This is a genomic window from Mameliella sp. LZ-28, from assembly GCF_012274245.1.
Taxonomy (GTDB): domain Bacteria; phylum Pseudomonadota; class Alphaproteobacteria; order Rhodobacterales; family Rhodobacteraceae; genus Antarctobacter; species Antarctobacter albus.
The window spans coordinates 183555-209598 of record NZ_JAANYX010000038.1; the positions used below are offsets into that span (position 1 = coordinate 183555).

The following is a 26044-nucleotide window of genomic DNA, read 5'->3' on the forward strand; positions in this document are numbered from 1 at the left end:
CGCGCGGGTCGGCCACTGGCAGCCCCGCTTTACCCTTATCATTGTCAAATGCTCCAAGGAGCGCCCGGTATGTTCCGTTTCTTTGAAAACCTCGTCGATCCCTATCTTGACTACACGCCGACCGATCGGCCGCCCACGCGCCTGTGGCCCTTCATGCGCGAGTACCTTTACCCCTTCCGCCGGATCATGGCCGTGGCCGTCCTGTTCAAGATGGTTGTCGCCGCCAGCGAGGTCCTTCTGATCTGGTATATGGCCCGGATCGTCGATCTTCTGGCGCAGGGCACGCCCGACCAGATCCTGCCGCAATACGGGATGGAATTCGCGCTGGCCGCGCTTTGGGTGCTGGTGCTGCGCACCATCGTCTCGGGCGTGGACATGGCGTTCCTGCACAACACGATCCTGCCCAACCTGGGGACGTTGATCCGCTGGCGGTCGCACCGGCACGTCCTGCGGCAGTCGGTTGGCTGGTTCGAAAACGATTTCGCGGGCCGCATCGCCAACCGTATCATGCAGACGCCCCCCGCCGCGGGCGAGGCGGCCTTTCAGGTGCTGGATGCCGCCGCCTTCTTCGTTTCGACACTGATCGGCGCGTTGATCATGCTGTCGGGGTTCGATGTGCGGCTGGCTATCCCGCTGGTCCTCTGGATCGCGGGATATCTTTGGCTGATGCGCTGGACGATCATGCGGGCCGGTCCCGCCTCCAAGGCCAGTTCCGATGCCCGCAGCGCGATCACCGGGCGGGTGGTGGACAGCTACACAAACATCCATTCGGTCAAGATGTTCGCCCATCACGACCGCGAGGTGGATTATGCCCGCGAGGCCATCGAAACGGCGCGCAAGACCTTCATGCGGGAAATGCGGATCGTCACGATCATGGACTTCTCGCTGACCTTCCTGAACGGGGCGATGATCGTCGCGGTGGCCTCGCTTGCGGTCTGGCTCTGGATCGCCGGGCTGACGACAGAGGGGATGGTGGCCGCCGCTCTGGCCATGGTGCTGCGGCTGAACAACATGACCTACTGGATCATGTGGGCGATGACGAACCTGGTTCAGAACCTTGGTGTCGTGGCCGAGGGGATGGAAACGATCGCCCAGCCGGTGACATTGGTAGATGACAAGGACGCAAAGCCGCTGGTGATGGACACGGGCGCCATCGAGATCCGCAACCTGTCGCATCACTACGGACGCGACGCGGGCGGGCTGGACCGGGTATCGCTGAATATCGCACCGGGCGAAAAGATCGGCCTCGTTGGCCGGTCGGGCGCGGGCAAGACGACACTGGTCAAGCTGCTGTTGCGGTTCTACGACGCCGAAAAGGGCGAGATCCTGATCGACGGCCAGGACATCGCCCGCGTCACGCAGGACAGCCTGCGGCTGAACATCGGCATGGTACAGCAGGATTCGGCGCTGCTGCACCGCTCGGTCCGCGACAATATCCTGTATGGGCGCCCTGACGCCAGCGAGGCCGAGATGCTGAAGGCGGCGAAACAGGCGCAGGCGCATGAGTTCATCCTGGATCTCGAAGATCCGCAGGGGCGCACCGGCTATGACGCCCATGTGGGGGAACGGGGCGTGAAACTCTCCGGCGGGCAGCGGCAGCGGGTGACGCTGGCGCGGGTGATCCTCAAGGACGCGCCGATCCTGCTGCTGGACGAGGCGACCAGCGCGTTGGACTCCGAGGTCGAGGCCGCGATCCAGGACACGCTTTACGGCATGATGCAGGGCAAGACGGTGATCGCCATCGCGCACCGCCTGTCGACCATCGCTCAGATGGACCGCATCCTGGTCATGGACGAGGGGCGGATCGCCGAAGAGGGCAGCCATGACGCGCTTTTGGCCAAGGGCGGGCTATATGCCAGTTTCTGGGCACGCCAATCGGGCGGTTTCCTTGATCCGGACACGCAGGCGGCAGAGTAATGCAGGCACTTTTCCAGAAACTGATCGCACGCGCGGGAAACATGATCGACCCGGAGCGGCAGGCCGAAGGCATGCCGCCCGACAGGCTGCGCGCCTTCATGACCTGGGCCTTGCAGGGCGGTTGGTTGATCATATGGCTGGGGGTGGCGATCTCGGCCCTGGCGGGCGTGACAGAGGTGCTGTCGATGTACCTTCTGGGCCGCGTGGTCGATGCGGTTGGCGGGCCGGTGCAGGACGGTTTCCTCTCCGACCACATGGGGCTGATCGCCTTGGCGGTCGGCATCCTGCTGGTCGCACGCCCGCTGCTGTTCGGTGGTCTGGCGCTGACCCAATCGGTGATGATCGGGCCGAATATCTTCAAGCTGGTGCTGGCGCGGCTCTACCGCTGGACCATCGGTCAGTCCGTTACCTTTTTCGATGACGATTATGCGGGCCGCATCGCGCAGAAGATGGTGCAGGCCGCGCGATCCTTGACCGAAATCGTGATCGAGACGGTCAACGCCGTCACCTTCGGGCTGGCGACCATCATCGGCACTGCCGTTCTGCTGGCCGCGATCCACCCGGGGATGCTGTTGCTGCTGGCCGGGTGGTTCGCACTTTACCTGGCCTTCCTGCGGGTGATGTTGCCGATCATCCGCCGCCGCTCCGCCGCCCGGGCAGAGGCGCAGGCGATGGTGACGGGCCAGGTCGTCGACACGATTTCCAACATCAAGACGGTCAAGCTGTTCGCCGGCGACATGCACGAGGACCGCCGCGCGCTGGGCGAAATGGAAAACCTGCGCGGCAAGACACTGGATTTCGGCGAGGCGACGACGGCCTTTCGCCTTGGCCTGATCTTCATCGCCGGGATGCTGCCCGTCATCATGGTGGGCACGGCCATCGCCATGCGCAGTGCGGGCGTGTCGCCGGGCGACATCGCCGCCGTAGGCGCGGTCACGATCCGGCTGGCGCAGATGACCGGCTGGATCAGCTTTACCCTGATGGTGATCTACGGCCACGTCGGCGAGGTCGAGGACGGGATGACAACGCTCAGCGTGTCGCACGCACTGACCGACAAGCCCGGCGCCACCGACCTGCAGGTGAGCGAGGGCGAGATCACCTTCGACGATGTGCATTTTGCCTATGGCGGGCGGACCGGCGGTGTGTCCGGCATCGACCTGACCATCCATCCGGGCGAAAAGCTGGCCATCGTCGGGGCCTCGGGCGCGGGCAAGTCGACGCTCTTGTCGCTGCTTTTGCGGCTCTACGACAGCGAAAGCGGGCAGGTGCGGATCGACGGCACCGACGTTTCGGGGGTCACGCAAACCAGCCTGCGCAGCCAGATCGGCATGGTCACGCAGGAAACCGCGATGTTCAACCGCTCGGCGCTGGACAATATCCGCTATGGCCGTCCCGGCGCGACAGAGGCCGAGGTGATCGAGGCCGCGAAACGGGCCGAGGCACATGAGTTCATCCTGGAACTGGAGGATTTTCGGGGCCGCACCGGCTATGGCGCCTACCTGGGTGAACGCGGCGTCAAGCTGTCCGGTGGCCAGCGCCAGCGGATCGCGCTGGCCCGTGCCATTCTCAAGGATGCGCCGATCCTGGTGCTGGATGAGGCGACAAGCGCGCTCGACAGCGAGGTCGAGGCGGCGATCCAGGAGGCGCTTGGCCGGGTGATGGAGGGCAAGACCGTTCTGGCCATCGCGCACCGGCTGTCGACCATTTCCAGCATGGACCGGATCGTTGTCCTGCATGAGGGCCGCATCGCCGAACAGGGCACCCATGACGAGCTGCTGGAGAAGAAGGGCCTTTATGCCCGCTACTGGGACCGGCAATCCGGCGGATTCCTGGGTGAGGACGCGGTGGAGGCGGCGGAATGATCCGACGCCTGCTGCCGAAGATCGACCCGTTCCAGCCTGCGGACGGTGCGCCGCCGCAGGGCCTGTGGGCCTTTGCACGCTGGGCACTGAAGGGCGCGGAAAAGCCGATCCTGCTGGCGGTCTTCGTGACCGCGATGACCGGGATTTCCGAACTGGTCGCGGCGCGCTTTACCGGCTGGGTGATCGACGGCGCCGAGGCCACCGGCCCTGGCGCCTTCTGGGAGCCGTTCTGGTGGCTGATCCTTTTCGGGCTGGCCTTCTTCCTGCTGATCCGCCCGCTGATCTTCGTCTTTGACGCGGGCGTGTCGGGCGTGATGCTGGGGCCGAACCTGTTTCCGATGGTCCTGCAACGGCTGAACAGCCATGTCCTTGGCCATTCGATGCGCTTCTTCGAGAACGATTTTGCCGGACGGCTCAGCCAGAAGGCGCTGCAGGTGTCGCGCGCGCTGACCGACCTCGTGCTGGAAACCACGGATGTGGTCGTCTACGCGCTGGCGATGTTCGTGGGGGCCTTTTTCCTGCTGGGGGCGATCGACCCCTGGCTGCTGGGGGTCTTTGCGCTTTGGGCGGTGCTGTATGCGCTGGCGCTGCGCTATTTCATCCCGAGGGTGCGGCGCCTGTCGGCGGCACGGGCGGGGGCACGGACCGCCGTCACCGGGCAGATCGTCGACACCTATTCCAACATCGCCACGGTCAAGCTGTTCGCCCGCGACGATGACGAGGACGCGGCGACCCACGCGGCGCTGGACCTTTACCGCGCCCGCGCGCTGGATTTCGGCGAGCTGTCGGCGGTCTTTCGCATGGTGCTGATGACGCTGGGGGGCATCCTGCCCGTGGTGTCGATCCTGGGCGCGCTCTACCTCTACAGCATCGGCACGGCGACGGCGGGGGATATCGCGGTGACCGCGATGGTCACGACGCGGCTGTCCATGCTGACCAACCGGCTGGGCCGCGTGGCCATGTCGATCTTTACCAACATCGGCGAGATGCAGGACGGGATCGGCACGCTGACGCCGGGCCATGAGATCACCAACAGGCCCGGTGCCCTGCCGCAGGCACAGTCGGGCGAGATCCGGTTTGACCACGTGGGGTTTGCCTATGGTGGCGAGGGACACGCGCTGGCCGGGTTCGACCTGACCATCGCGCCGGGGGAAAAGGTGGCGCTGGTGGGTGCCTCGGGTGCGGGGAAATCCACGGCCGTCTCGTTGCTGTTGCGGCTTTACGACGTGGAACAGGGGCGCATCCTGATGGGTGGCACCGACATCCGCGACCTGACCCAACAGGCGCTGCGGCGGCAGATTTCCGTGGTCCGTCAGGAGACGGCGATGTTCAACCGCTCGGCCCTGGAAAACATCCGCTACGGGCGGGCAGAGGCGACGGACGAAGAGGTCTTCGAGGCCGCGCGGAGGGCCTCGGCGCATGACTTCATCCTCGATTTGACGGACCACAAGGGCAACCGGGGCTATGCCGCGCGGCTGGGTGAACGGGGGGTGAAGCTCTCGGGCGGGCAACGGCAGCGGATCGCGCTGGCCCGCGCCATCCTCAAGGATGCGCCGGTGCTGGTGCTGGACGAGGCGACCAGCGCGCTGGATAGCGAGATCGAGGCCGAGATCCAGGATGCGCTGGGCGAAGTCATGCGCGGCAAGACCGTTCTGGCCATCGCGCACCGGTTGTCCACCATCGCCCAGATGGACCGGATCCTGGTGCTGGACCACGGCCGTATCGTCGAGGAAGGCAGCCACGAGGTGCTTTTGGCGCAGGGCGGGCTCTATGCGCGTTACTGGGAGCGTCAGTCGGGCGGTTTCATCGGGGCCGAGGCGGCCGAGTAGCTCCGGGCGCTGGCCTGTTTGGCGTGCCGGGGCTATTGGGTATTTGTTCCAAGAAGAAGCAACAGGGGGTCGCGCATGTCGGATGGCGCGCAGGAAGTGACCATTGAACGTCTGGGCCATCACGGCGACGGGATCGCGCCGGGCCCGATCTATGTGCCGGGTGTCCTGCCGGGCGAGGTGGTCACGGGAGAGGTGGCCAATTCGGTCATGGCGGCGCCGCGCATCGTGACGCCCTCGGATCAGCGGGTGTCACCGCCCTGTCGGCATGCGAAATCCTGCGGCGGCTGCCAGTTGCAACATGCCGCCGACGGTTTTGTTACCGGCTGGAAGGAAGAGGTGGTGCGCCGCGCGCTGGAGGCGCAGGGGCTGGCCTGCCCGATGCGCGAGACGGTGACCTCGCCCGAGCGGTCGCGGCGGCGGGCGGCGTTTTCGGTTCGGCGGACCAAGAAGGGCGCGCTGGCGGGCTTTCACCAGAAGGCCTCGGACGTGATTGTCGCGGTGCCGGACTGTCAACTGGTGACGCCCGCGCTGTCGGCGGCATTGCCGATGGTGGAACGGCTGGCTATGGCGGGGGCCTCGCGCAAGGGAGAGATGTCCGTTCTGGTGACGGAGAGCCTGTCGGGGCTGGACGTCATGGTGAAGGGTGGCAAGCCGGTGGACGACGCCCTGCGGGTGGAGCTGGCCAATATCGCACAGGGCGCGGGGCTGGCCCGGCTGGCCTGGGGGGACGAGGTGCTGACCCTGCGCCCGCCGCATCAGCAATTCGGCACGGCCCTGGTGACACCGCCGCCCGGTGCCTTTTTGCAGGCGACAGCGACCGGGCAGGACGCGCTGCTGGCCGGTGTGCTGGAGGCGCTGGCGGGGGCAAAGCACGTTGCCGACCTGTTCGCCGGCTGCGGCACCTTTGCCCTGCCGCTGGCGGAATTGGCCCGGGTTCACGCGGTCGAAGGGGACCGGGCGATGACCGCCGCGCTGGACAAGGGCTGGCGCCAGGGGCAGGGGCTGCGGCATGTCACGACGGAGGCGCGCGACCTGTTCCGCAATCCGCTGTTGCCCGACGAGTTGAAACGCTTTGACGGCGCCGTCATCGACCCGCCGCGCGCCGGGGCCGAGGCGCAGGTGGCAGAGCTGGCGCGGGCGCGGGTGCCGCGCATCGCCCATGTGTCGTGCAACCCCGTCACCTTTGCGCGCGACTGTGCGCGGCTGGTGGCGGCGGGCTATCGCCTCGACTGGTTGCAGGTGGTTGACCAGTTTCGCTGGTCCACCCATGTGGAACTGGTCGCCGCATTGCAGCTGGAGAGTTGAACCCATGAGTTTTCGCGCCCGCGTCGGGGCCATCGTCGATGCGCCCCGCGTGCAGAATGCCATCATCGCCGTCATCATCCTGAATGCCGTGGTCCTGGGCATGGAGACCTCGGAGGTCCTGATGGGCCGGTACGGAGCGCTAATCATCGCCCTGGACAAGTTCTGCCTTGTGGTCTTCGTCGTCGAGATCGCGGCAAAGCTGCTGGCCCGGGGGGCCGGGTTCTTTCGCAGCGGCTGGAGCGTCTTCGACTTCCTGATCGTCGGCATTGCGCTGGTGCCGGGCGGGCAGGGGCTTTCGGTACTGCGGGCCTTGCGCATCCTGCGGGTGCTTAGGGTGATTTCCGTGGCGCCGCGCCTGCGCCGGGTGGTCGAGGGATTCGTGACCGCGCTGCCGGGCATGGGCAGCGTCTTCTTGCTGATGGCGATCATCTTCTACATCGGCAGCGTCATGGCGACAAAACTCTTTGGCGACAGTTTCCCCGAGTGGTTCGGCGACCTCGGCCTGTCGGCCTATTCGCTGTTCCAGATCATGACGCTGGAAAGCTGGTCGATGGGGATCGTGCGCCCGGTGATGGAGGTCTATCCCTATGCCTGGGTGTTCTTCGTCCCCTTCATCATGGTCACGACCTTTGCCGTGGTGAACCTGCTGGTGGGTCTGATCGTGAACTCGATGCAGGATGCCCACCACGAGGAGGATACGATTGCCACCGATGCCTACCGCGACGAGGTCATCGCCCGGCTGGAGGCAATCGAGCGGCGCCTGGCCGAACGGCAGGGCGATGGCGAAATCGTGAGCTACGCAAAACAGGGCGACTGAGATACACTGCCGAAAAACGAAACGAGGCAGTGAAATGACGATTCTCAGGTTGGCCCTACTGGCGATGCTGGGTCTGACGGTGGCGGGATGCGGCAAGTTTCCCACCTACAACGGACCGGCGGTGACCCATGTTCTTGTGAACAAGGGCGAACGCAAAATGTACCTCATCCACCATGACGAGGTGCTGGAATCTTACGACATCGGTCTGGGATTCGCGCCGAACGGCGACAAGAAGATCGAGGGCGACGGCAAGACGCCCGAAGGCAGCTACATCATTGACCGTCGCAATCCGAACAGTCAGTTCTACCTGTCGATCGGCGTGTCCTATCCCAATCCCGAGGACCGGGCCGAGGCCAAGGATCTGGGCAAGAGCCCGGGGGGCGACATCTTTATCCACGGCCGCCCGTGGAAGTACCGCAAGGGCGGACAGGACTGGACGGCTGGCTGTATCGCCGTGACCAACCGCGAAATGCGCCAAGTCTATTCGATGGTAAAGAACGGCACGCCGATCACGATCACGCCCTGAAACGGGATGGACAGAGGTCCCGGGTCAGGCCCGGGACGGGGTTAGCTGGCGGCAGCGGGGGTTGCGCTGGGGGTCGGGCCGGCATTGCCCGGGGCGCCCAGAACCATCGTCCACCAGATCTTGCCGTTGGGTTCCTGGTGCCAGGCAAAGCCGAGGTCGCGTGCCGAGGGGTCCAGGATCACGGTGCGCGTGCTGTCCTGTTGCATCCAGGCGGCGAGGGTTTCCAGCTCGGATTCGTAGGTTTCGGACAGGGTTTCGCCCACCAGGCTGCCCTGGTAGCCGACGCGGCGCACGCGGTCGATCGGCGAGGAGCCGTCGGAGCCGAAGTGCCAGGGCCGGTTCTGAACCGACATGTCGCGGGCATGGGTTTCGGCGGCGGCGTTCAGCTTGGAGTCCAGTTGCAGTTCCGGGGCGCCGGCGCTCTTGCGCAGGGCGTTGACCGAATCGAGCATACGGTACTGGATGCGGCCGCGCCCGACCGAGGAGATGCGATAGACCTGAGGCAGCGGCTTGCCGTCCGGACCCAGCCGGGTTTCGGTGTTTCCGGTGGGGGTCGTGGTGCAGGCTGCCGCGGCGGCGGAGGCGGACAGGGCGATAAAGGCGCGACGGTTCATCTGGCTGCTCTTGGACTCTTCGTTTGACCCTGCCTTAGCGAAGGACGCGTTGCCGATCAAACCCACATCGGCGTGAGTCGGCATATTGACAGGTGTTTGAATTGCGACTGAGGCATTCGAGCCATATTATGTCGCGATAGGATACAGATCCCCGAGGACAATGCAGCATGACGAAACCGGCAGGAAGACCCTTTGACCGCCGCGCGTTCCTCGCCGGCGGAGCGGCGCTGATCGGCACACCCGCACTGGCGCAGAACGTGAACGACGGCACCACAGAGATCGAGCGCAACGTGACGAACGTCGTGCGCCGCAACATCTCGAGCTTTCGGACCCTGGAGTGGAAGGACTACTTCAGCAACCTCAACAAGGGCGCGATCCTGGTCGACATCTCGTCGCGGGCGCTGCACTTCTGGCGCGAGGACGGCAGCTATTACCTGTACCCGTCGTCGGTCCCCCTGACAGAGGACCTGACCCGGCGCGGCCGCACCCGGGTGGTGCTGAAGGACCCCGAGCCCGATTGGCGTCCGACGCCGGCGATGAAGCGGCGCAACCCTGAGTGGCCCGACTATGTCGGACCCGGCCCGGACAACCCGCTGGGCACCCGCGCCTTGCACCTGAGCTGGACGTACTACCGGATTCACGGCACCCACGACACCCGCAAGATCGGGCGCCGTTCGTCCAACGGATGCATCGGCCTGTACAACGAACATATCGAACAACTGTACGAGATGGCCTACGTCGGAACGCAGGTGTTGCTAATTTGACGACATGGGGGCGGACCGCAAAATCGGGCGCCCAAGAACCAATTGCAAAGCCTCTGAATTACTGCTTAGACAGGGATACGAGGTAAGTCTTGGGTGCCTGTCGTGTGTTCAATAGTGGCCACGGTAGGCGAATATCTGGAGAAGAAACATGAAGAAACTCGCTCTCGCAGCCGTTTTCGCTGGCGCAGCCACCACCGCATTCGCTGGTTCGTACAAGTCGTACGCCAAGGATGAAGTGGTCATGGAGCCCGTCGTGGTCGTGGAAGAAACCCAAGAGGCATCGTCCTCCGCTGGTCTCCTGATCCCGCTGCTGCTCATCGCGATCATCGCAGCTGTTGCCGCCGACTAATCGTCGACGGTCGCAAGATCATGCAAAAAGGCGGTGCGACGGCACCGCCTTTTTCATTTCCTGTGCCAGGCATCGCGCGGCCCTTTTCCGGTTTTCACTAACGAAACCGTGAGCTTGGCCGGTTCAGGAGACCCAGCCGCCCAGGTTCTCCTCGATCAGTTGCGACAAGGCGTCGATATGCGCCGGGTCGTCGTTGAGGCAGGGGATATAGGTGAACTTCTCGCCGCCCGCCTCTTCAAAGCTCTCCTTGATCTCTTCGTTGATCTCTTCGAGCGTCTCGATGCAGTCGGCGGAGAAGGCCGGGGCACAGACGGCGATGTGTTTCTTGCCGTCTTCTTTCGCCAGCCGGGCGACCTCGTCCACCGTGTAGGGTTTCAGCCACTCCTCGGGGCCGAATCGACTCTGGAACGTGGTGGTGATCTCGGTCTTGTCCCACCCCAGCCGCTCGCGCAACAGGCGAGTCGTCTTCTGGCACTGGCAGTGGTAGGGGTCGCCTTCCAGCAGGTAGCGTTTCGGCACACCGTGGTAGGAACAGACCAGGATGTCCGGGCGTGTTTCGGCCTGCGCATAAGCGCGTTCAATCGACTGGGCCAGCGCCTCGATATACTTCGGGTGGCCAAAGTAGGGATCGACGATGCGCGCGGTCGGCTGCCATTTCTCCTGCATCAGCGCGCGAAAGAACTGGTCGTTCGCGGTCGCCGAAGTGGCACCGGCGTAATGCGGATACAGCGGGAAAAACAGGATCTTGTGGCAACCCGCCTCGACCATCTCGCGCACCTTGGACTGGGTCGAGGGATTGCCGTAGCGCATGCAGAAATCGACATGCACCTGGTCGCCGTAGCGGTCGGCCATCTTGCGGGCGATGGCCGCGGTCTGGTCCTTGGTGATGGTCATCAGCGGGCTTTCCCCCGCCTCCTCGTTCCAGATCGACTTGTAGGCCTCGCCCGAGCTGAAGGGACGTTTGGTCAGGATGATGAGTTGCAGCAGCGGCTGCCATTTCCACTTGGGATAGTCGATCACCCGCTGGTCCGAGAGGAACTCGTTCAGGTAACGGCGCATCGACCAGTAATCGTAGTTGTCCGGGGTGCCGAGGTTGGCCAGCAGCACGCCGACGCGCTCACGCGGCAGGCTGGGATGGTCGTCGGGGGCATGGGCCGGACGTTTGGCGGAAGTGGTGGCGTCAAGCATGATGTCTGTCCCGTGATCACGCGTTTGGCTGGATGTATCGTCGTTTTGCAATGCGTCAATCTTTCAAAGGCGTTTCCGAGGTATTCAATGCATCGGCCAGGCGCTGCGCGGCGGACCCGGGGCGCAAGGGCTGCGGTTGCGAGGCGTCCGGCGCCCATCCGGTCAGGGTGATGATCTCGAAGGTGGCCGGAACCCGTCCGTCCGGCAGGGTGAATTCGCGGGCATAGATCTCGGCCGCGCGCAGCAGGACGGCGCGCCGAGTGGGATGCCGCAACCGGCCCTCCAGGGCATTGCCTTCTCCCATTGCGCGCAGTTCATGCATCAGGTGCAGCGGCGAGGCGTAGCTGGCGGTCAACGGCGCGGAATCCGCCACCGGCAGGGCCAGCCCCGCGCGTTGCAGCAGGGCACCCAGGTCGCGGATTTCGCCCATCGGGGCGACGCGGGGCGACAGCCCGCCCGTGACCTCCGTCTCCGCCTGGGCCAGCGCGGCGCGCAGCTCGTGCAGGGTCTGCCCGCCCAAAGTCAGCACCAGGCACAGCCCGTCGGGGCGCAGCGCGCGGCGGCACTGGATCAGCTGGCCCACCGGGTCGTCGGCCCAGTGCAGGCACAGCGCGTGGATCACCAGGTCATGCGCGCCCTCGTCGAGATCCAGCACCTCGGTGTCGGGGATGCATGTCGCCCGGGGGAAATGCGGCTGCCAGACCTGCGGGAAAGGCGTGATCACGGCGATGTCCGTAAACCCCTTGTTAACCATCGCGAGACGATCCTGCGCGTCGTCGCGCGCGGCTTCGTGCAGGAACAGCGCGTCCTCGCGTGCGCGGGCGCGATGCAGGGTCAGGGCGTGCCGGTCGGTGAGACGGGGAGGATTGGGCATATGTTGGCTCATAGGCTGTGGTCGACGGGGATGCAAACCCTGGTGCAGATGGTCTATCCGCCGCGCTGCCTGGCCTGCGGCGGGCTGGTGGAGACGGATTTCGGCCTGTGCGGGACCTGCTGGCGCGATACGCCGTTCATATCCGGACTGTCCTGCGATCTATGCGGTGTGCCCCTGCCGGGCCAGTCCGACCGGGCGGAACATTGCGACGATTGCCTCACCGTCGCGCGGCCCTGGAGCCAGGGGCGCGCCGCGCTGGTCTACCGTGACCGGGGGCGGCGGATGGTGTTGGCGCTGAAACACGGCGACCGCCACGACATCGCGCGCCCGGCGGCGAAATGGATGGCGCGGGTCACGCGCGGGCTGATCCGGGACAACATGCTGGCCGTGCCGGTGCCACTGCACGTCAATCGCCACCTGAAACGGCGCTACAACCAGTCCGCGCTGCTGGCAGAGGCGCTGGCGCGGGACCTGGGAATGGACTGGTGCCCCGATGCGCTGGAACGGGTCAGGGCCACGCCCAGTCTCGAAGGCAAGAGCCGCGAGGAGCGGTTCAGCGTGCTTTCCGGCATGATCCGCGTGCCGGATCGGCACAGCCCGATGATAGCGGGGCGGCCGGTGCTGATCGTCGATGACGTCATGACCAGCGGCGCCACGCTGGCCGCAGCGTCAGAGGCCTGCCTTGCGGCCGGCGCAACAGAGGTTTGTGTCAGCGTACTGGCGCGCGCGGCCAAAGACGCATAAATCCATGACCATACGCACGAACGATCTGGAGGACCGAGATGCAACCGGTCGAGATGTATTATTCGCCGCTCTGCGGCTACTGCCACGCGGCCAAGCGCCTGCTGGACAGCAAGGGTGTCGACTATGCCGGCATTAACGTGCTGGAAGAACCGAACCGCCGGTCCGAGATGATGGACCGCGCGCATGGCCGCCACACCGTGCCGCAGATCTTCATCGGCGAGACCCATGTCGGCGGCTTCGATGACCTTGCCGCGCTGGAAAGGCAGGGCAAGCTGGACGCGCTGCTGGCGGGTTGATGCGGGCCGCGCTGTTGCAGATGACCTCGTCGGACGATCCGGCGCAAAACCTGGCCACGATGCGGGGGATGCTGGGCCGTGCGCGGGACGAAGGCGCGCAGATCGCGCTGACGCCCGAGGTCTGCAACTGCGTCTCGATGGACCGTGGCCACCAGGCAGAGGTGCTGCGTCCCGAGGATGCGGACGAAGTGCTGGCCGGTCTGCGGGCTGCGGCGGCAGAGCTTGGGATCTGGGTGCTGGCCGGGTCACTTGCGCTGAAGGCGGAACCGCCCGAGACGCGGTTCGTGAACCGATCCTTCCTGATCTCTCCCGAGGGTGAGATCGCCGCGCGCTACGACAAGATGCACATGTTCGACGTGCAGGTCTCCGAGACGGAGACCTACCGTGAATCCTCGGGCTATGCGCCGGGTGGACGGGCCGTCCTTGCGGACACGCCCTTGGGCACCTTTGGCCTCAGCATCTGCTACGATGTGCGCTTTGCCTACCTCTACCGCGCACTGGCGCAGGCGGGGGCGCAGGTTCTGACCGTGCCGGCGGCCTTTTCGCCCGGGACCGGCCCGATGCACTGGCAGCCGCTTTTGCAGGCCCGCGCGATCGAGACGGGCTGTTACGTCCTGGCCCCGGCCCAGACGGGCCAGCACGCGGCCAGGGCGGGCCGGTCGCGCCGGACCTATGGCCATTCGATGGTGATCTCTCCCTGGGGTGAGGTGCTGCTGGATGCGGGTACGGATCCGGGCGTTTTCTGCGTCGATCTCGACATGGCGGCGGTCGAAGAGGCGCGGCGCAAGGTGCCCGCCCTGAGCCATGACCGCCAATTCGAGGGACCGGCATGAGCGACGCCAGCGGCCTTGCCATCTCGCTTTTCTCGGAACTGCTGACGGCGGATCAGCTGTTGCGCGCGCGGCTGACCAAGGTGCTGCCGAACCGCATGGAAATCTCGCATTTCTCGGTGCTCAACCACCTCGCTCGGGGCGGAGAGAAGACCCCGGCGCAACTGGCGCGGGCGTTTCACGTCACCCGTGGCGCGATGACCAACACGCTGTCGAAACTGGAAATCGCCGGCTACGTCCATATCCGCCCAGATTGGGACGATGCCCGGCGCAAGCTGGTCTCGATCTCGCCCGCGGGCCGATCGGCGCGCGAGGCGGCGCTGGCCGCGATCACGCCCCTGATTGACGAGATGCTGGGCGACCTGGGCGAGGACCGCGTGCGTGCCGCGCTGCCCGTGCTGCGCGAGTTGCGGCTGCGGCTGGAAGAGTGAGGGGGCTCTGCCCCCGTCTCGGCAAGCCGAGCCTCCCCCGAGGTACTTTAAAAACCAAAGAAGTCGGGCCGCGTGTTCAGGCCGGGTTCAGCGCAGCGGTGACGTAGTTCACGCTGAGGTCGCGGTCCGACACGCTCCAGGCCCAGCTGACCGGGTTGAAGACGAATCCCTTTCTGTCCACTGGCTCCAGCCCGGCCTGGCGCATCAGCTCGTAAAGCTCGTCCGGCGTGATGAACTTGGCCCATTCATGGGTGCCCTTGGGCAGCCACCGCATGACGTATTCCGCCCCCACGATCGCCACCGCGAAACTCTTGGGGTTGCGGTTGATGGTCGAACAGATGTGCAGCCCGCCCGGTTTCAGCAATTGCCGGCAGGCGGTCAGGTAGGCCAGCGGGTCGGCGACGTGTTCCACCACCTCCATGTTCAGCACCACGTCGAACCGTTCGCCTGCCGCTGCCATCGCCTCGGCGGTGGTGTGGCGATAATCGATCTGCAGGCCGGATTGCGCGGCATGGGTCCGGGCCACGGGGATGTTGCGCTCGGCCGCGTCGACACCGACCACATCGGCCCCCAGCCGCGCCATCGGTTCCGACAGCAATCCGCCGCCACAGCCAATGTCCATGATGCGCAGGCCCGCGAAGGGCTGCGGCGCGGTCAGGTCGCGGTCGAATTCCGCCGCGATCTGGCTGGTGATATAGTCCAGCCGCACCGGGTTCATCATGTGCAGCGGCTTGAACTTGCCATGCGGATCCCACCATTCGGCGGCCATCGCTTCGAACTTGGCGATCTCGGATGCGTCCACGGTGGTCGTCATGAATTTCCTCATGGTCTTTTGCCCTTGAGGCGCAATATAGGTAGGGCATGGACAAAATCCCGGGCCAAAAGCGCGCAGTGCAGTATCTCTATCCGGCGATCGACCCGTTCGACCAGCGTATGCTGGACGTTGGCGACGGGCACCGGATTTACGTCGAGCAATGCGGCAACCCCGAGGGCCAGCCCGTCATCGTGCTGCATGGCGGCCCCGGCGGCGGCTGCAGCCCGGCGATGCGGCGCTATTTCGATCCCCGGCACTATCGCGTCATCCTGTTCGACCAGCGTGGCTGCGGACGCTCGCGGCCCCATGCCAGCGTGGTGGCCAATACCACCTGGGATCTGGTCTCTGACATCGAACGCATCCGCGCCGAGCTGGACATCGATCGCGCCGTCGTATTTGGCGGCAGCTGGGGTGCGACGCTGGCGCTGATCTATGCCATCAGCCACCCCGAGGCGGTGTCCCAGCTGGTGTTGCGCGGCGTCTTCCTGATGACCCGGACAGAGCTGGACTGGTTCTATGGCGGCGGCGCCGGGCAGTTCTGGCCCGAGCCTTGGGCGCGTTTCGCCGACATGATTCCCGAGGATGAGCGGGACGACCTGATCGGCGCTTATCACAAGCGCCTGTTCAGCGGCGACCTGCGGACGGAAACGCGCTTTGCGCAGGCCTGGTCGTCCTGGGAAAACGCGCTGGCCTCCGTCTATTCCAACGGGATGGGCGGCGAGGCGCCGGGCGAATACGCCCGTGCCTTTGCCCGGCTCGAGAATCACTATTTCATCAACGCGGGTTTCCTGGACGAGGACGGCTGGATCCTGAACAACATCGGCCGGCTGGCCGATGTGCCGGGGGTCATCGTGCAGGGCCGCTATGACATGATCTGCCCACCGCGCCGCGCCTGGGACCTGGCGCAGGCCTGGCCGGGGGCCGACCTGCGGATGATCCGGAACGCGGGCCATGCGCTGTCGGAACCCGGGATCAGCGCCGAATTGGTGCGCGTAATGGACGATCTGGCCAGCCTGAGGGACTGAAACGGTCCAGACACAGGGTTTACACACCGATTTCAGGCGCTAACGTAGTTGTAACGAAAACAAGAAAACGACAGGGATCTTGAATCCGGTAATCAAAATCATACTCCAGCGTCTTGCGCTGGGCCTTTTGACTCTGTTCATCGTATCCATCGTCATCTTTGCGGCGGTGAACATGCTGCCGGGGGATTTCGCCGAGGCGATCCTGGGGCAGGGGGCCACACCCGAGGCCGTGGCGGCCATCCGCCGGGATCTCGGGCTCGATCAGGACCCGGTGACGCGCTACCTTCAATGGCTGGCAGGTGCGTTGCAGGGCGATCTGGGCAACTCCTTTGCCCAGGCGAATTTCGCCAGCTTCGTCGGTGACGACTCGGGTGTGCGGACCACCGTGGCCCAGCAGATCGCGCCCCGCTTTGCCAACACGATGTTCCTTGCCGGTGTCGCTGCCGCCATCGCGGTGCCCTTTGCGGTGACGCTGGGCGTGCTGGCGGCGCTCTATCGGAACTCGGTCTTCGACAAGGTGGCGAACATCTCGACCCTGACCTCGATTTCCAGCCCCGAGTTCTTTCTGGCCTATGTGCTAATCCTCTTCCTGGCGGTGCTGAATCCGCTTTTGCCGTCCCTGTCCAACATCTACGCGGACATGGGATTTGCCGAACGGTTGCAGAAGACGCTGTTGCCGGCGTTGACCCTGACGCTGGTGGTGACGGCGCACATGATGCGGATGACCCGCGCGGCGATCATCAACCTGCTGGCCAGCCCCTATATCGAGATGGCGCGCCTGAAAGGCATCAAGCCGATGCGCGTGATCGTGCACCATGCGCTGCCCAACGCGCTGGCGCCGATCATCAACGTGATCGCGCTGAACCTTGCCTATCTCATCACGGGCGTCGTGGTGGTCGAGGTGGTCTTTGTCTATCCCGGCATCGGCCAGTTGTTCGTGGACAGCGTCAAGATCCGTGACATCCCGGTGGTGCAGGCCTGCTGCCTGATCTTTGCCGCCGCCTATATCCTGCTGAACCTGACGGCCGACATCCTGTCGATCCTGTCCAACCCGCGGCTGAGGCATCCGAAATGAGCACCGTACTCTGGAGTCTCGGCGCCATCGTTGTCTTGCTGGCGGGTGGCTGGATCATGCGCCTGGCCGGTCAGAGCCTGACAGGAAACAAGCCTTTCTTCCGCGACATGCCGCTGGCGGTGGCCTTTGGCTACGTTCTGGGGGCGGCGCTGCTGCTGTTCGGCATCTGGTACTATTTCCAGCCCGCCGTGACAGCCGATGGCGTGCCCGTGGCTTCTGTCCAGTTCTTCCGCTGGGCGGTGCAGGGCGTGCTGATCGGCGCGGCGGCGGCCTTTGTCTTTCGCCTGATCGGGCGCACCCTGGGCACCGCGGGAAGCCGCAAGATGTTCCGGCAGATGCCGCTGACCGCCGCCTTCGGCGTTCTGGTCATCCTGATCTATGCGCTGCTCGCGATCTTTGCGCCGGCGCTGGCGCCGCACGGGCAGGAAGAGGTCTTCGGCCAGGCCAATATCGTCCCCGGTGGCAACCCGGCGCTGGGCGGTAACCCGGATTTCCCGCTGGGCACCGACCAGATCGGCCGGGACATCCTGTCCCGTCTGATCTACGGCGCCCAGAACACCGTGGGCATCGCCTTTGCGACCACGCTGCTGGCCTTCGTTCTGGGCGGCACCTTCGGGTTTCTTGCCGCCACCCTGCGCGGCTGGATGGACCAGGTCCTGAGCCGCATGGTCGACGTGCTGATGGCGATCCCCTCGCTGATCTTCTCGCTGTTGCTGATCACTGTGGCCTCGGCCTGGGTGTCCGGTTTTGGCCTGACGGTTGCGATGGTGGTCATCATCGCGGTGATCGATTCGACGCGGGTGTTCCGGCTGGCGCGTGCCGTGGGCATGAACATCGTCGTGATGGATTACATCGAGGCGGCCAAGCTGCGCGGCGAGGGCCTGCCCTATCTCATCTTCCGCGAGATCCTGCCCAACGCGACCGCGCCCCTGCTGGCCGAATTCGGCCTGCGGTTCTGTTTCGTCTTCCTGACGATCTCCGCGCTGTCCTTCCTGGGCCTGGGCATCCAGCCGCCGCTGGCGGACTGGGGCACGATGGTCAAGGATCTCTCGGCCTTCATCAACTACGCCAGTTTCGCGCCGCTTGCGGCCAGCGTGCCGCTGCTGGCCGCCGGCGCCATTGCGCTGCTGACCGTGGCCGTGAACTTCGTCGTCGACTGGATGCTGAACCGCTCTTCGGGGCTGAAGGATTGAGCCATGTCTGACTTCCTTGTCGAAATGCGCGACGTTCGGATCGAGGGCCGCTCGGACGAGACCTGGATGCCGATCATCAACGGCGTCGACCTGACCCTGAAAAAGGGCGAGGTTCTGGGACTGATCGGTGAATCCGGGGCCGGGAAATCCACGCTTGGTCTTGCCGCGATGGGGTTCTGCCGCGACGGCGTGCGCATCTCGGGCGGCAGCGTGATGTTCGACGGCATCGACCTGCTGGCCGCCAGCGCCGAGCAGAAACGCCAGTTGCTGGGCAAGCGCATCGCCTATGTCGCGCAATCCGCCGCCGCCAGCTTCAACCCGGCGCACAAGCTGATCGACCAGCACACGGAGGCGCCGGTGCAGCACAGCGTGTCGGGCAAGGCCGACAGCGCCGCCGACGGCATCGAGCTGTATCGCAAGCTGCGCCTGCCCAACCCGGAAGAGATCGGCTTTCGCTATCCGCACCAGGTCTCTGGCGGCCAGTTGCAGCGGGCCATGACCGCGATGGCGATGGCCTGCCGTCCCGACCTGATCATCTTTGACGAGCCGACCACCGCGCTGGACGTGACCACCCAGATCGAGGTGCTGGCCAGCATCCGGCAGATCGTCGAGGAATTCGACACCGCCGCGATCTACATCACGCATGACCTGGCCGTGGTTGCGCAGATGGCGGACCGCATCAAGGTGCTGCTCAAGGGCGACGAGGTCGAAGAGGCCGAGACGCGCACCATGCTGAGCGCGCCGACGCAGGACTACACAAAAAGCCTCTGGGCCGTACGCGCCTTTGAACGCCCCGAGAAACCGCCCGTTGCCACCGACGCGACGCCGGTGATTTCCGTTCAGGGCGTGACGGCGGCCTATGGCACGGTGGATGTGCTGAAAAACGTCAGTTTCGACATCCACGCTGGCCGCACCGTGGCGGTGGTGGGCGAATCCGGTTCCGGCAAATCGACCACCGCGCGCTGCATCACCGGGCTTCTGCCGCCGCGTCTCGGCATCATCGAGCTGGACGGCGAACCGCTGCCTCTGGACTATCGCAAGCGCAGCAAGGACCAGCTGCGCCAGGTCCAGATGATCTACCAGATGGCGGATACGGCGCTGAACCCGCGCAAGTCCATCGGCGAGATCATCGGCCGCCCGGTCGAATTCTACATGGGCCTGCGCGGCGCCGCCAAGCGCAAGCGCGTGGCAGAGCTGATGGACCAGATCGAGCTGCCTGCAGACCAGTACATCGACCGCCTGCCCTCGGAACTGTCGGGCGGTCAGAAACAGCGCATCGGCATCGCCCGTGCCCTGGCGGCAGAACCGAAGTTCATCATCTGCGACGAGGTCACCAGCGCGCTGGACCAGCTGGTCGCCGAGGGTATCCTCAAGCTGCTGGCGCGGCTGCAGGACGAACTGGGCCTGAGCTACATGTTCATCACCCATGACCTGGCCACCGTGCGCGCCATCGCGGACGAGGTCGTGGTGATGAAGGACGGGCTGGTGGTTGAACAGGGGCCGAAACGCGACATGTTCAAGCCGCCACACCACGCCTACACCGACCTGCTGCTGTCCTCCGTGCCTGAGATGGATCCGGATTGGCTGACAAATCTGCTGAAAGAACGCGGAGTTGATAACATAGGCGATGCCGCCGTTGATAAAATGTCGTAGGAATCGCCAAAAAGCGACAAACCTGTCCGAAAACGAACCGGGACGGGCAATGACCAAGGGAGACTGACATGACCAGAATTAGCAGACGCGGACTTCTGACAACCGGCGCCGCTGCCGGTGTCCTTGCCGCCAGCGGCCTGCCGCTGCGCGCCCAGGCCAAGCGGGGCGGCCGCCTGCGCGCCGCTCTGTCGGGGGCGAACACCTCTGACAGCTGGGATGCCCGTACGCATTCCGACCTGTTCATGATCGCTTCGGCCCAGGGCTCGGTCTTTGACAACCTCACCGAGGTCGGCGCCGACGGTACGCTCAAGGGTGAATTGGCCACCTCCTGGGAGGCGTCCCCGGACGCCAAGACCTGGACCTTCAACTTGCGCCAGGGCGTGACCTTCCACAACGGCAAGGCCTTTGGCGCGGACGACGTGATCGCCTCGTTGCAGATGCATGTCGCAGAGGGTGCGAAATCGGCGGCCAAGCCGATCATCGAATCCATCGTCGAGATGAAGAAGATCACCGACCACCAGGTGCAGTTCACGCTGGAGGCCGGCAACGCCGACTTCCCCTACCTGCTGTCGGACTATCACCTGCTGATGTACCCGGCAGGCCAGATCGAAGAGGCCATCGCCAAGGGCATCGGCACCGGCCTTTACAAGGTCCAGAGCTTCGAGCCGGGCGTGCGCATGGTCGCGACGCGGGTCGACAGCCACTACAAGGACGGCGACGCCGGCTTCTTCGACGAGATCGAATACATCGCCGTCAACGACAATACCGCGCGGATGAACGCCCTGCTGACCGGCCAGGTCGACGCGATCAACCGCATCGACCTTAAGACCGAGGCGCTGCTCAAGGCGAACCCGATGGTGCGGATCCAGGAAGTGTCCTGCAACCAGCAGTACACCTTCCCGATGCTGACCAATGTCGCGCCCTTCGACGACGTGAACGTGCGCCGGGCGCTGAAATTCGCCATCAACCGCCAGGAAATGGTCGACAAGATCCTGCTGGGCCACGGTCGCGTGGGCAACGACACGCCCATCGGCCCCGCCAACCAGTATTTCGCCGCCGACATGGAGCAGAACAGCTACGACCCGGACAAGGCCAAGTTCTACCTCAAGGAGGCGGGCCTGTCCTCGCTGGACATCGACCTGTCGGCCTCCAGCGCGGCCTTCGAGGGCGCCGTCGATGCGGCACAACTGTACCAGGCCTCGGCCAAGTCGGCCGGCATCAACATCAACGTGGTGCAGGAACCGGCGGATGGCTACTGGTCGAACGTCTGGCTGAAAAAGCCCTTCTGTGCCTGCTACTGGTCGGGCCGCGCCACCGAGGACTGGATGTTCTCCAGTGCCTACGAGGAAGGTGTGCCGTGGAACGACACCCAGTGGGGCCGCGAGGACAGCGAACGCTTCCAGGACCTGCTGGTCGAGGCCCGCGCCGAACTGGACCCGGCCAAGCGCCGCGAGATGTACACCGAAATGCAGCAGATCCTGCGCACCGATGGCGGCGTGGTCCTGCCGATGTTCGCCAATTACGTGCAGGCGGTGTCCAACAAGATCGCCAACCCGGAAAAGGTGGGCAACCTCTGGCAGATGGACAACGCCCGCATGGCCGAGCGCTGGTGGACGGCCTGAGCGCACCCGTCCCGGGCTTGGCCCGGGACTTCGCCCAAACGAAACGCCCCGCCGGATGTGCGGGGCGTTTTGCGTTTCGGGGGCGACCCCGGCTTCTTTGGTTTGAAAAATACCTCGGGGAGCGCGAGGGGCTGGCCCCTCGCTGTCCGCCGGCGGTCAGAGGACGTAGCGGCTGAGGTCCGTCGACCGGGTCAACTCGCCCAGGTGCTGTTCGACGAAATCCGCATCCACCGTGACCTCGGTCCCGGCCTGGTCGGGGGCGGTAAAGCTCAGCTCCTCGAAGACCCGTTCCATCACCGTGTAAAGTCGGCGGGCGCCGATGTTCTCGACGCTGGTGTTCACCTCGGCGGCGATCTTGGCCAGCGCGGCGATCCCCTCGTCGGTAAAGCTGACCGTGACCTCCTCGGTGGCCATCAGCGCCGTGTACTGGCGGGTCAGCGCGTTGTCCGTTTCGGTCAGGATGCGCACGAAATCCTCTTCGGTCAGCGCCCGCAGGTTGACGCGGATCGGCAGGCGCCCCTGCAACTCCGGCAGCAGGTCCGAAGGCTTGGCGATGTGGAAGGCGCCCGAGGCGATGAACAGGATATGGTCGGTCCTGACCGCGCCATGCTTGGTCGAAACGGTGGTGCCCTCGATCAGCGGCAGCAGGTCGCGCTGCACGCCCTCGCGACTGACATCGCCACCCCGCGCCTCTTGCCGGGCGGCGACCTTGTCGATCTCGTCGAGGAAGACGATGCCGTTCTGTTCCACCGCTTCCAGGGCCGCGGCCTTGACGACCTCGTCGTCCAGCAACTTGTCCGCCTCTTCGGAAATCAGCACCTCGTAGCTGTCACGCACGGTCATCCGCTTGCGCGCCGTGCGCCCGCCAAAGGCCTTTCCGAACATTTCGCCCAGGTTCATCATGCCCATGTTGGCGCCGGGTTGGCCGGGGATTTCCATCATCGGAAAGGGAGAGCTTGTCTCGGCCACGTCCAGTTCGATTTCCGTGTCGTCCAGTTCGCCGTTCTTCAGCTTGCGGCGGAACATCTCGCGCGTGCCTTCGCGCGCGTCGGTGCCGGCAATGGCGGTGATGACCCGTTCTTCGGCGGCTTCATGGGCGCGCGCCTTGACCTCTTCGCGCATGTGGTCGCGCGTGTCGACGATGGCGGTGTCCACCAGGTCCCGGATGATCTGTTCCACGTCGCGGCCGACATAGCCCACCTCGGTGAACTTGGTCGCCTCGACCTTGATGAAGGGCGCGCGGGCCAGTTTCGCCAGGCGGCGGCTGATCTCGGTCTTGCCGACGCCGGTGGGGCCGATCATCAGGATGTTCTTGGGATAGACCTCGTCGCGCAGGTCATCGGACAGTTGCTTGCGCCGCCACCGGTTGCGCAGGGCCACGGCGACGGCGCGCTTGGCCTCTTGCTGGCCGATGATGAAACGGTCGAGTTCCGAGACGATTTCGCGGGGGGTGAGGTCGGTCATGCGTCTTGTTCCTTGTGCCGCGCCAGAGAGCGTGGGTTTCGGCGTGAGATATACATGTGACGCCAGAATCCAAGCCCTTTCCGGGAACCGCCTCCGCCGCCGGGGGGTTCCTGTCAACGAAAGCGAGGGCGCCATGCGGGATACGGGCACGATGCAGGACAGGATGGAAATGGCGGCGACCGGGCGGATCTGCATCGTCGCCAACCTGAAATCCGGGCGCAATTCGCGCGATGCGGCGGCGGTCGATGCCGCCGCAGAGGTGCTGGGAGCCGAGGTCCTGGCCTGCACCCGCCCCGATCAACTGGGCGCGACGCTGGACAAGGCCGTGGCACGGCGGCCCGACATGATCGTCTCTGCCGGGGGCGATGGCACCGCTGTTGCAACCGCGGCCAAGCTGTTGGGGACGGGCATCGCCATGGCCGTCCTGCCGTTCGGGACTTTCAATTACTTCGCGCGGGGCCTTGGGCTGGACCCGGACCCGGCAGAGGCGGCCCGCCAGATCGCGGCGGGCCGGATCGAGCCCCGGCGCCTGGGCCAGGTCAACGGGCAGATCTTTCTCAACAACGCCAGCGTCGGCGTCTATCCCCGCATCCTGAAAGAGCGCGAGGCGATCTATCGCCGCTGGGGCCGCCGCCGCCTGATGGCGCATTGGTCGGTCGTCCGTAGTTTCCTGCGCTTTCGCCGGCCCATGCGGGTTCGGCTGGGCACTGGCGACGGGACGCATCACCGCAAGACGGCTTTGGTCTTTGTCGGACGCTCGGATTTTCAACTGGCGCGCTTTGGCCTGGCAGGGGGTGAGGCGATCAAGGCAGGCGGTTTCGCGGTGCTGGTCGTCCGCGCCGAAAGCCGGGGCGAACTGTTCCGCAGGGTGGCCCGCCTGGCCGCCGGCGCGGTCGAGGAAGGCGTGGACTATGACCTGATCCAGGGCGACCGGCTGGACCTCGATCTGCCCGGAAAACGGCGGATGCTGCTGGCCTATGACGGTGAAAAGCGCAAGATGGAGGGACCGTTGCGCTTTGCCATGACGGAGGAGGAATTGCGGCTGGTCATGCCGCAAGAGAGGAAATGAAGCGAATACTCCACCTGTCCGACCTGCACTACGGGCGCGCGCGGGAGGACCTGGAACAGCCGCTGCTGGACGAGATCGCCCGGTTGACGCCGGATCTGGTGGTGATCTCGGGTGATTTCACCCAGCGCGCGCGGGTGGGCCAGTTTGCCCGGGCGCGCGCCTTTCTGGATCGTCTCGATGCGCCCTGGCTGGCGGTTCCGGGCAACCACGACACCCCGCTCGACAATCTCTGGCTGCGGATGGTTGCGCCCTGGCGGCGCTATCGGCGTGCCATTCATCAGGACCTCGAACCGCGATATGCCGATGACGGCATGGTGGTCGTCGGCGTGAACACGGTAAACCGCTTTGCCTGGCAGCGCGGGCGGCTGTCGTCGCGGCGGATCGCCCGGGCTTGCGAAGGCTTCGGCGCGGCGGGCGACAGGGCGCGGATCGCGGTTCTGCATCATCCTCTGCAGCACGGCGCCGGGGTCCGGAAACGGCTGATGCAGGGGGCGGATGCGGGGCTGAGGGGCTTTGCGGAATGCGGTGCGCAGATCGTCCTGTCCGGGCACCTGCACAACACGGTGATCGCCCCGATGCGGGCCTGGCCGGAACTGCTGTTCGTGCAGGCGGGCACCTGCCTGTCCAGCCGCGTGCGGGGTGAGCCCAACACCTTCAACCTGCTCGATCTCGACGGGCCGGATGTGCGGATCGCGCGCTGGGCCGCCGGGGAAACGGGCTTCGTCGAAAGCGACGCCGTCAGCTATGTGCAGCGTGACGGCGCCTGGCATCGCAGGGGCTGAGCCGGGCTCAGCCCAGGGTTTCCACGGTCAGGTTGCCGTTGGTGTAGACGCAGATGTCGGCGGCAATGGCCATTGCCGTGCGGGCGACCTCCTCGGCGGATTTATCGGTGTCCATCATGGCGCGCGCGGCGGCGAGGGCGAAATTCCCGCCCGACCCGATGGCCGCCACGTCATGTTCAGGTTCCAGCACGTCGCCGGCGCCTGTGATGACGTAAAGCTCCTTGCCGTCGGTGACGATCAGCATCGCCTCGAGTTTCTGCAGGTACTTGTCGGTACGCCAGTCCTTGGCCAGTTCTACGCTGGCGCGCTGCAATTGCCCCGGCGCGGCCTCCAGCTTTTTCTCCAGCCGTTCCAGCAGGGTAAAGGCATCCGCCGTGGACCCGGCAAAGCCGCAGAGCACGTCATGACCGCCCGGAGACAGGCGGCGCACCTTGCGCGCGGTGCCCTTGATCACGGTCTGGCCAAGGCTGACCTGGCCGTCGCCCGCGATGACCACCTGCCCGCCCTTGCGGACGCCGATGATCGTGGTGCCGTGCCAGCCGGGAAACTCGTCGGACATGAGAACGCTCCTTGTCGGTTGTGGCCCGATATGGGCCATGCCGCGCAAAACGACAAGGGCGCCCGAAGGCGCCCCTGCGAATTCAAATGGTTACGCGGCTCAGATCGACTCTTCGATCCAGCTTTGCAGCGCGGCCTTGGGGCGCGCACCGGCGAGGTTCGACACCGCCTGTCCGTCCTTGAAGACAAACAGCGCGGGGATGCCGCGCACGCCCATCGCGGCGGCGGTGTTCGGGTTCTGGTCAACGTCGACCTTGGCGATCTTGACCTTGCCTTCCATCTCGGCGGCCAGCTCTTCGAGGGCGGGACCGATCTGCTTGCAGGGGCCGCACCATTCGGCCCAGAAGTCGACGACGACGGGGATGTCGGAATTCTTCACTTCGGCGTCGAAGGTGTCATCGGTGACGGCGACGGTGGCCATTGGGGAATCTCCTGAGATTTGA

Annotated in this window: 26 protein-coding genes; 19 read left to right on the forward strand and 7 right to left on the reverse strand. The window is 65.3% G+C overall.

Going from position 1 to position 26044, the window contains the following annotated elements; all coding sequences use genetic code 11:
* The first annotated feature begins 69 nt into the window (after positions 1-69).
* The 6 genes from G9Q80_RS27550 to G9Q80_RS27575 all read left to right on the forward strand — a co-directional run bounded on the left by G9Q80_RS27550 (position 70) and on the right by G9Q80_RS27575 (position 8256).
* Positions 70-1917: an ABC transporter ATP-binding protein gene (locus tag G9Q80_RS27550; RefSeq protein ID WP_088715974.1), complete on the forward strand. Its 1848-nt coding sequence runs from the start codon at positions 70-72 to the stop codon at positions 1915-1917.
* Positions 1917-3779 carry an ABC transporter ATP-binding protein gene (locus tag G9Q80_RS27555; protein ID WP_088715975.1) on the forward strand — a complete coding sequence of 621 codons (1863 nt, stop codon included), beginning with the start codon at positions 1917-1919 and terminating at the stop codon, positions 3777-3779. The genes G9Q80_RS27550 and G9Q80_RS27555 overlap by 1 nt, the downstream gene beginning before the upstream one ends.
* The gene (locus G9Q80_RS27560; RefSeq protein WP_088715976.1) at positions 3776-5608 is read left to right on the forward strand and encodes an ABC transporter ATP-binding protein; all 1833 of its coding nucleotides are present in this window, start codon (positions 3776-3778) and stop codon (positions 5606-5608) included. The genes G9Q80_RS27555 and G9Q80_RS27560 overlap by 4 nt, the downstream gene beginning before the upstream one ends.
* A gap of 75 nt (positions 5609-5683) precedes the next feature.
* A complete protein-coding gene (locus G9Q80_RS27565) occupies positions 5684-6913 on the forward strand; it encodes a class I SAM-dependent RNA methyltransferase (RefSeq protein ID WP_088715977.1) in 1230 nt (409 codons plus the stop codon).
* 4 nt (positions 6914-6917) lie between these two features.
* Complete coding sequence (locus G9Q80_RS27570) at positions 6918-7730, forward strand: ion transporter (RefSeq protein ID WP_052244526.1); 813 nt, start codon at positions 6918-6920, stop codon at positions 7728-7730.
* Between the two features lie 34 nt (positions 7731-7764).
* Positions 7765-8256: a L,D-transpeptidase family protein gene (locus tag G9Q80_RS27575; protein ID WP_069211145.1), complete on the forward strand. Its 492-nt coding sequence runs from the start codon at positions 7765-7767 to the stop codon at positions 8254-8256.
* A gap of 41 nt (positions 8257-8297) precedes the next feature.
* On the opposite strand, the gene dalA is transcribed toward G9Q80_RS27575, so the two are convergent.
* Positions 8298-8870 (reverse strand): divisome-associated lipoprotein DalA, encoded by a 573-nt coding sequence (gene dalA / locus G9Q80_RS27580; protein WP_043142771.1) that lies wholly within the window; start codon positions 8868-8870, stop codon positions 8298-8300.
* 167 nt (positions 8871-9037) lie between these two features.
* Here dalA and G9Q80_RS27585 point away from each other — a divergent pair, with 167 nt between their 5' ends.
* Positions 9038-9634, forward strand: a complete 597-nt coding sequence (locus G9Q80_RS27585; protein ID WP_043142768.1) for a L,D-transpeptidase — start codon at positions 9038-9040, stop codon at positions 9632-9634.
* Between the two features lie 148 nt (positions 9635-9782).
* Entirely contained in the window at positions 9783-9983 is a 201-nt protein-coding gene (locus G9Q80_RS27590) for a hypothetical protein (RefSeq protein ID WP_043142766.1), read from the forward strand.
* 123 nt (positions 9984-10106) lie between these two features.
* On the opposite strand, the gene hemH is transcribed toward G9Q80_RS27590, so the two are convergent.
* The gene (gene hemH / locus G9Q80_RS27595; RefSeq protein ID WP_088716001.1) at positions 10107-11171 is read right to left on the reverse strand and encodes a ferrochelatase; all 1065 of its coding nucleotides are present in this window, start codon (positions 11169-11171) and stop codon (positions 10107-10109) included.
* Positions 11172-11226: 55 nt separating this feature from the next.
* Positions 11227-12045 (reverse strand): methyltransferase domain-containing protein, encoded by an 819-nt coding sequence (locus G9Q80_RS27600; protein ID WP_069209773.1) that lies wholly within the window; start codon positions 12043-12045, stop codon positions 11227-11229.
* A 30-nt stretch (positions 12046-12075) separates the two neighbouring features.
* Between G9Q80_RS27600 and G9Q80_RS27605 the strand changes: the two genes are divergently transcribed.
* Genes G9Q80_RS27605 through G9Q80_RS27620 form a run of 4 tightly spaced genes read left to right on the forward strand, consistent with a single transcriptional unit; the run spans position 12076 to position 14346 of the window.
* Positions 12076-12789, forward strand: coding sequence for a ComF family protein (locus G9Q80_RS27605; RefSeq protein WP_088716002.1), 714 nt, complete (start codon positions 12076-12078; stop codon positions 12787-12789).
* A 38-nt stretch (positions 12790-12827) separates the two neighbouring features.
* Positions 12828-13085 carry a glutaredoxin 3 gene (gene grxC / locus G9Q80_RS27610; RefSeq protein ID WP_043142761.1) on the forward strand — a complete coding sequence of 86 codons (258 nt, stop codon included), beginning with the start codon at positions 12828-12830 and terminating at the stop codon, positions 13083-13085.
* Complete coding sequence (locus G9Q80_RS27615) at positions 13085-13918, forward strand: carbon-nitrogen hydrolase family protein (protein ID WP_088715978.1); 834 nt, start codon at positions 13085-13087, stop codon at positions 13916-13918. The genes grxC and G9Q80_RS27615 overlap by 1 nt, the downstream gene beginning before the upstream one ends.
* Entirely contained in the window at positions 13915-14346 is a 432-nt protein-coding gene (locus G9Q80_RS27620; protein WP_043142755.1) for a MarR family winged helix-turn-helix transcriptional regulator, read from the forward strand. Before G9Q80_RS27615 ends, G9Q80_RS27620 begins: the two co-directional genes overlap by 4 nt.
* A 76-nt stretch (positions 14347-14422) precedes the next feature.
* Here G9Q80_RS27620 and ubiG read toward each other — a convergent pair whose 3' ends face one another.
* Complete coding sequence (ubiG, locus tag G9Q80_RS27625) at positions 14423-15160, reverse strand: bifunctional 2-polyprenyl-6-hydroxyphenol methylase/3-demethylubiquinol 3-O-methyltransferase UbiG (protein ID WP_088715979.1); 738 nt, start codon at positions 15158-15160, stop codon at positions 14423-14425.
* A gap of 47 nt (positions 15161-15207) precedes the next feature.
* On the opposite strand from ubiG, the gene pip reads away from it, so the two are divergent.
* The 5 genes from pip (at position 15208) to G9Q80_RS27650 (ending at position 21728) form a co-directional block, all read left to right on the forward strand.
* Positions 15208-16185, forward strand: a complete 978-nt coding sequence (pip, locus tag G9Q80_RS27630; RefSeq protein WP_088715980.1) for a prolyl aminopeptidase — start codon at positions 15208-15210, stop codon at positions 16183-16185.
* A gap of 79 nt (positions 16186-16264) precedes the next feature.
* Positions 16265-17260, forward strand: coding sequence for an ABC transporter permease (locus G9Q80_RS27635; protein WP_088715981.1), 996 nt, complete (start codon positions 16265-16267; stop codon positions 17258-17260).
* Positions 17257-18453, forward strand: a complete 1197-nt coding sequence (locus tag G9Q80_RS27640; protein WP_088715982.1) for an ABC transporter permease — start codon at positions 17257-17259, stop codon at positions 18451-18453. The genes G9Q80_RS27635 and G9Q80_RS27640 overlap by 4 nt, the downstream gene beginning before the upstream one ends.
* Before the next feature lie 3 nt (positions 18454-18456).
* The gene (locus G9Q80_RS27645; RefSeq protein WP_088715983.1) at positions 18457-20106 is read left to right on the forward strand and encodes an ABC transporter ATP-binding protein; all 1650 of its coding nucleotides are present in this window, start codon (positions 18457-18459) and stop codon (positions 20104-20106) included.
* A 68-nt stretch (positions 20107-20174) separates the two neighbouring features.
* Positions 20175-21728, forward strand: a complete 1554-nt coding sequence (locus tag G9Q80_RS27650; RefSeq protein ID WP_074622554.1) for an ABC transporter substrate-binding protein — start codon at positions 20175-20177, stop codon at positions 21726-21728.
* Positions 21729-21884: 156 nt separating this feature from the next.
* On the opposite strand, the gene hslU is transcribed toward G9Q80_RS27650, so the two are convergent.
* Positions 21885-23192, reverse strand: coding sequence for an ATP-dependent protease ATPase subunit HslU (gene hslU, locus G9Q80_RS27655; RefSeq protein ID WP_088715984.1), 1308 nt, complete (start codon positions 23190-23192; stop codon positions 21885-21887).
* 133 nt (positions 23193-23325) lie between these two features.
* On the opposite strand from hslU, the gene G9Q80_RS27660 reads away from it, so the two are divergent.
* Complete coding sequence (locus tag G9Q80_RS27660) at positions 23326-24261, forward strand: diacylglycerol/lipid kinase family protein (protein ID WP_088715985.1); 936 nt, start codon at positions 23326-23328, stop codon at positions 24259-24261.
* Positions 24258-25043, forward strand: a complete 786-nt coding sequence (locus G9Q80_RS27665; protein WP_088715986.1) for a metallophosphoesterase family protein — start codon at positions 24258-24260, stop codon at positions 25041-25043. Before G9Q80_RS27660 ends, G9Q80_RS27665 begins: the two co-directional genes overlap by 4 nt.
* 7 nt (positions 25044-25050) lie before the next feature.
* Here the strand turns inward: G9Q80_RS27665 and hslV are convergent, their stop codons facing one another.
* Positions 25051-25602 (reverse strand): ATP-dependent protease subunit HslV, encoded by a 552-nt coding sequence (hslV, locus tag G9Q80_RS27670; RefSeq protein ID WP_043142729.1) that lies wholly within the window; start codon positions 25600-25602, stop codon positions 25051-25053.
* A 99-nt stretch (positions 25603-25701) separates the two neighbouring features.
* Positions 25702-26022 (reverse strand): thioredoxin, encoded by a 321-nt coding sequence (gene trxA, locus G9Q80_RS27675; RefSeq protein WP_043142727.1) that lies wholly within the window; start codon positions 26020-26022, stop codon positions 25702-25704.
* Positions 26023-26044: the final 22 nt, after the last annotated feature.

Excerpts from the sequence above, each read along its gene's own strand:
- G9Q80_RS27550 (WP_088715974.1), top strand. The coding sequence starts at position 70 with ATGTTCCGTTTCTTTGAAAACCTCGTCGATCCCTATCTTGACTACACG.
- G9Q80_RS27555 (WP_088715975.1), top strand. The coding sequence starts at position 1,917 with ATGCAGGCACTTTTCCAGAAACTGATCGCACGCGCGGGAAACATGATC.
- G9Q80_RS27560 (WP_088715976.1), top strand. The coding sequence starts at position 3,776 with ATGATCCGACGCCTGCTGCCGAAGATCGACCCGTTCCAGCCTGCGGAC.
- G9Q80_RS27565 (WP_088715977.1), top strand. The coding sequence starts at position 5,684 with ATGTCGGATGGCGCGCAGGAAGTGACCATTGAACGTCTGGGCCATCAC.
- G9Q80_RS27570 (WP_052244526.1), top strand. The coding sequence starts at position 6,918 with ATGAGTTTTCGCGCCCGCGTCGGGGCCATCGTCGATGCGCCCCGCGTG.
- G9Q80_RS27575 (WP_069211145.1), top strand. The coding sequence starts at position 7,765 with ATGACGATTCTCAGGTTGGCCCTACTGGCGATGCTGGGTCTGACGGTG.
- dalA (WP_043142771.1), bottom strand. The coding sequence starts at position 8,870 with ATGAACCGTCGCGCCTTTATCGCCCTGTCCGCCTCCGCCGCCGCGGCA.
- G9Q80_RS27585 (WP_043142768.1), top strand. The coding sequence starts at position 9,038 with ATGACGAAACCGGCAGGAAGACCCTTTGACCGCCGCGCGTTCCTCGCC.
- G9Q80_RS27590 (WP_043142766.1), top strand. The coding sequence starts at position 9,783 with ATGAAGAAACTCGCTCTCGCAGCCGTTTTCGCTGGCGCAGCCACCACC.
- hemH (WP_088716001.1), bottom strand. The coding sequence starts at position 11,171 with ATGCTTGACGCCACCACTTCCGCCAAACGTCCGGCCCATGCCCCCGAC.
- G9Q80_RS27600 (WP_069209773.1), bottom strand. The coding sequence starts at position 12,045 with ATGCCCAATCCTCCCCGTCTCACCGACCGGCACGCCCTGACCCTGCAT.
- G9Q80_RS27605 (WP_088716002.1), top strand. The coding sequence starts at position 12,076 with ATGCAAACCCTGGTGCAGATGGTCTATCCGCCGCGCTGCCTGGCCTGC.
- grxC (WP_043142761.1), top strand. The coding sequence starts at position 12,828 with ATGCAACCGGTCGAGATGTATTATTCGCCGCTCTGCGGCTACTGCCAC.
- G9Q80_RS27615 (WP_088715978.1), top strand. The coding sequence starts at position 13,085 with ATGCGGGCCGCGCTGTTGCAGATGACCTCGTCGGACGATCCGGCGCAA.
- G9Q80_RS27620 (WP_043142755.1), top strand. The coding sequence starts at position 13,915 with ATGAGCGACGCCAGCGGCCTTGCCATCTCGCTTTTCTCGGAACTGCTG.
- ubiG (WP_088715979.1), bottom strand. The coding sequence starts at position 15,160 with ATGACGACCACCGTGGACGCATCCGAGATCGCCAAGTTCGAAGCGATG.
- pip (WP_088715980.1), top strand. The coding sequence starts at position 15,208 with ATGGACAAAATCCCGGGCCAAAAGCGCGCAGTGCAGTATCTCTATCCG.
- G9Q80_RS27640 (WP_088715982.1), top strand. The coding sequence starts at position 17,257 with ATGAGCACCGTACTCTGGAGTCTCGGCGCCATCGTTGTCTTGCTGGCG.
- G9Q80_RS27645 (WP_088715983.1), top strand. The coding sequence starts at position 18,457 with ATGTCTGACTTCCTTGTCGAAATGCGCGACGTTCGGATCGAGGGCCGC.
- G9Q80_RS27650 (WP_074622554.1), top strand. The coding sequence starts at position 20,175 with ATGACCAGAATTAGCAGACGCGGACTTCTGACAACCGGCGCCGCTGCC.
- hslU (WP_088715984.1), bottom strand. The coding sequence starts at position 23,192 with ATGACCGACCTCACCCCCCGCGAAATCGTCTCGGAACTCGACCGTTTC.
- G9Q80_RS27660 (WP_088715985.1), top strand. The coding sequence starts at position 23,326 with ATGCGGGATACGGGCACGATGCAGGACAGGATGGAAATGGCGGCGACC.
- G9Q80_RS27665 (WP_088715986.1), top strand. The coding sequence starts at position 24,258 with ATGAAGCGAATACTCCACCTGTCCGACCTGCACTACGGGCGCGCGCGG.
- hslV (WP_043142729.1), bottom strand. The coding sequence starts at position 25,602 with ATGTCCGACGAGTTTCCCGGCTGGCACGGCACCACGATCATCGGCGTC.
- trxA (WP_043142727.1), bottom strand. The coding sequence starts at position 26,022 with ATGGCCACCGTCGCCGTCACCGATGACACCTTCGACGCCGAAGTGAAG.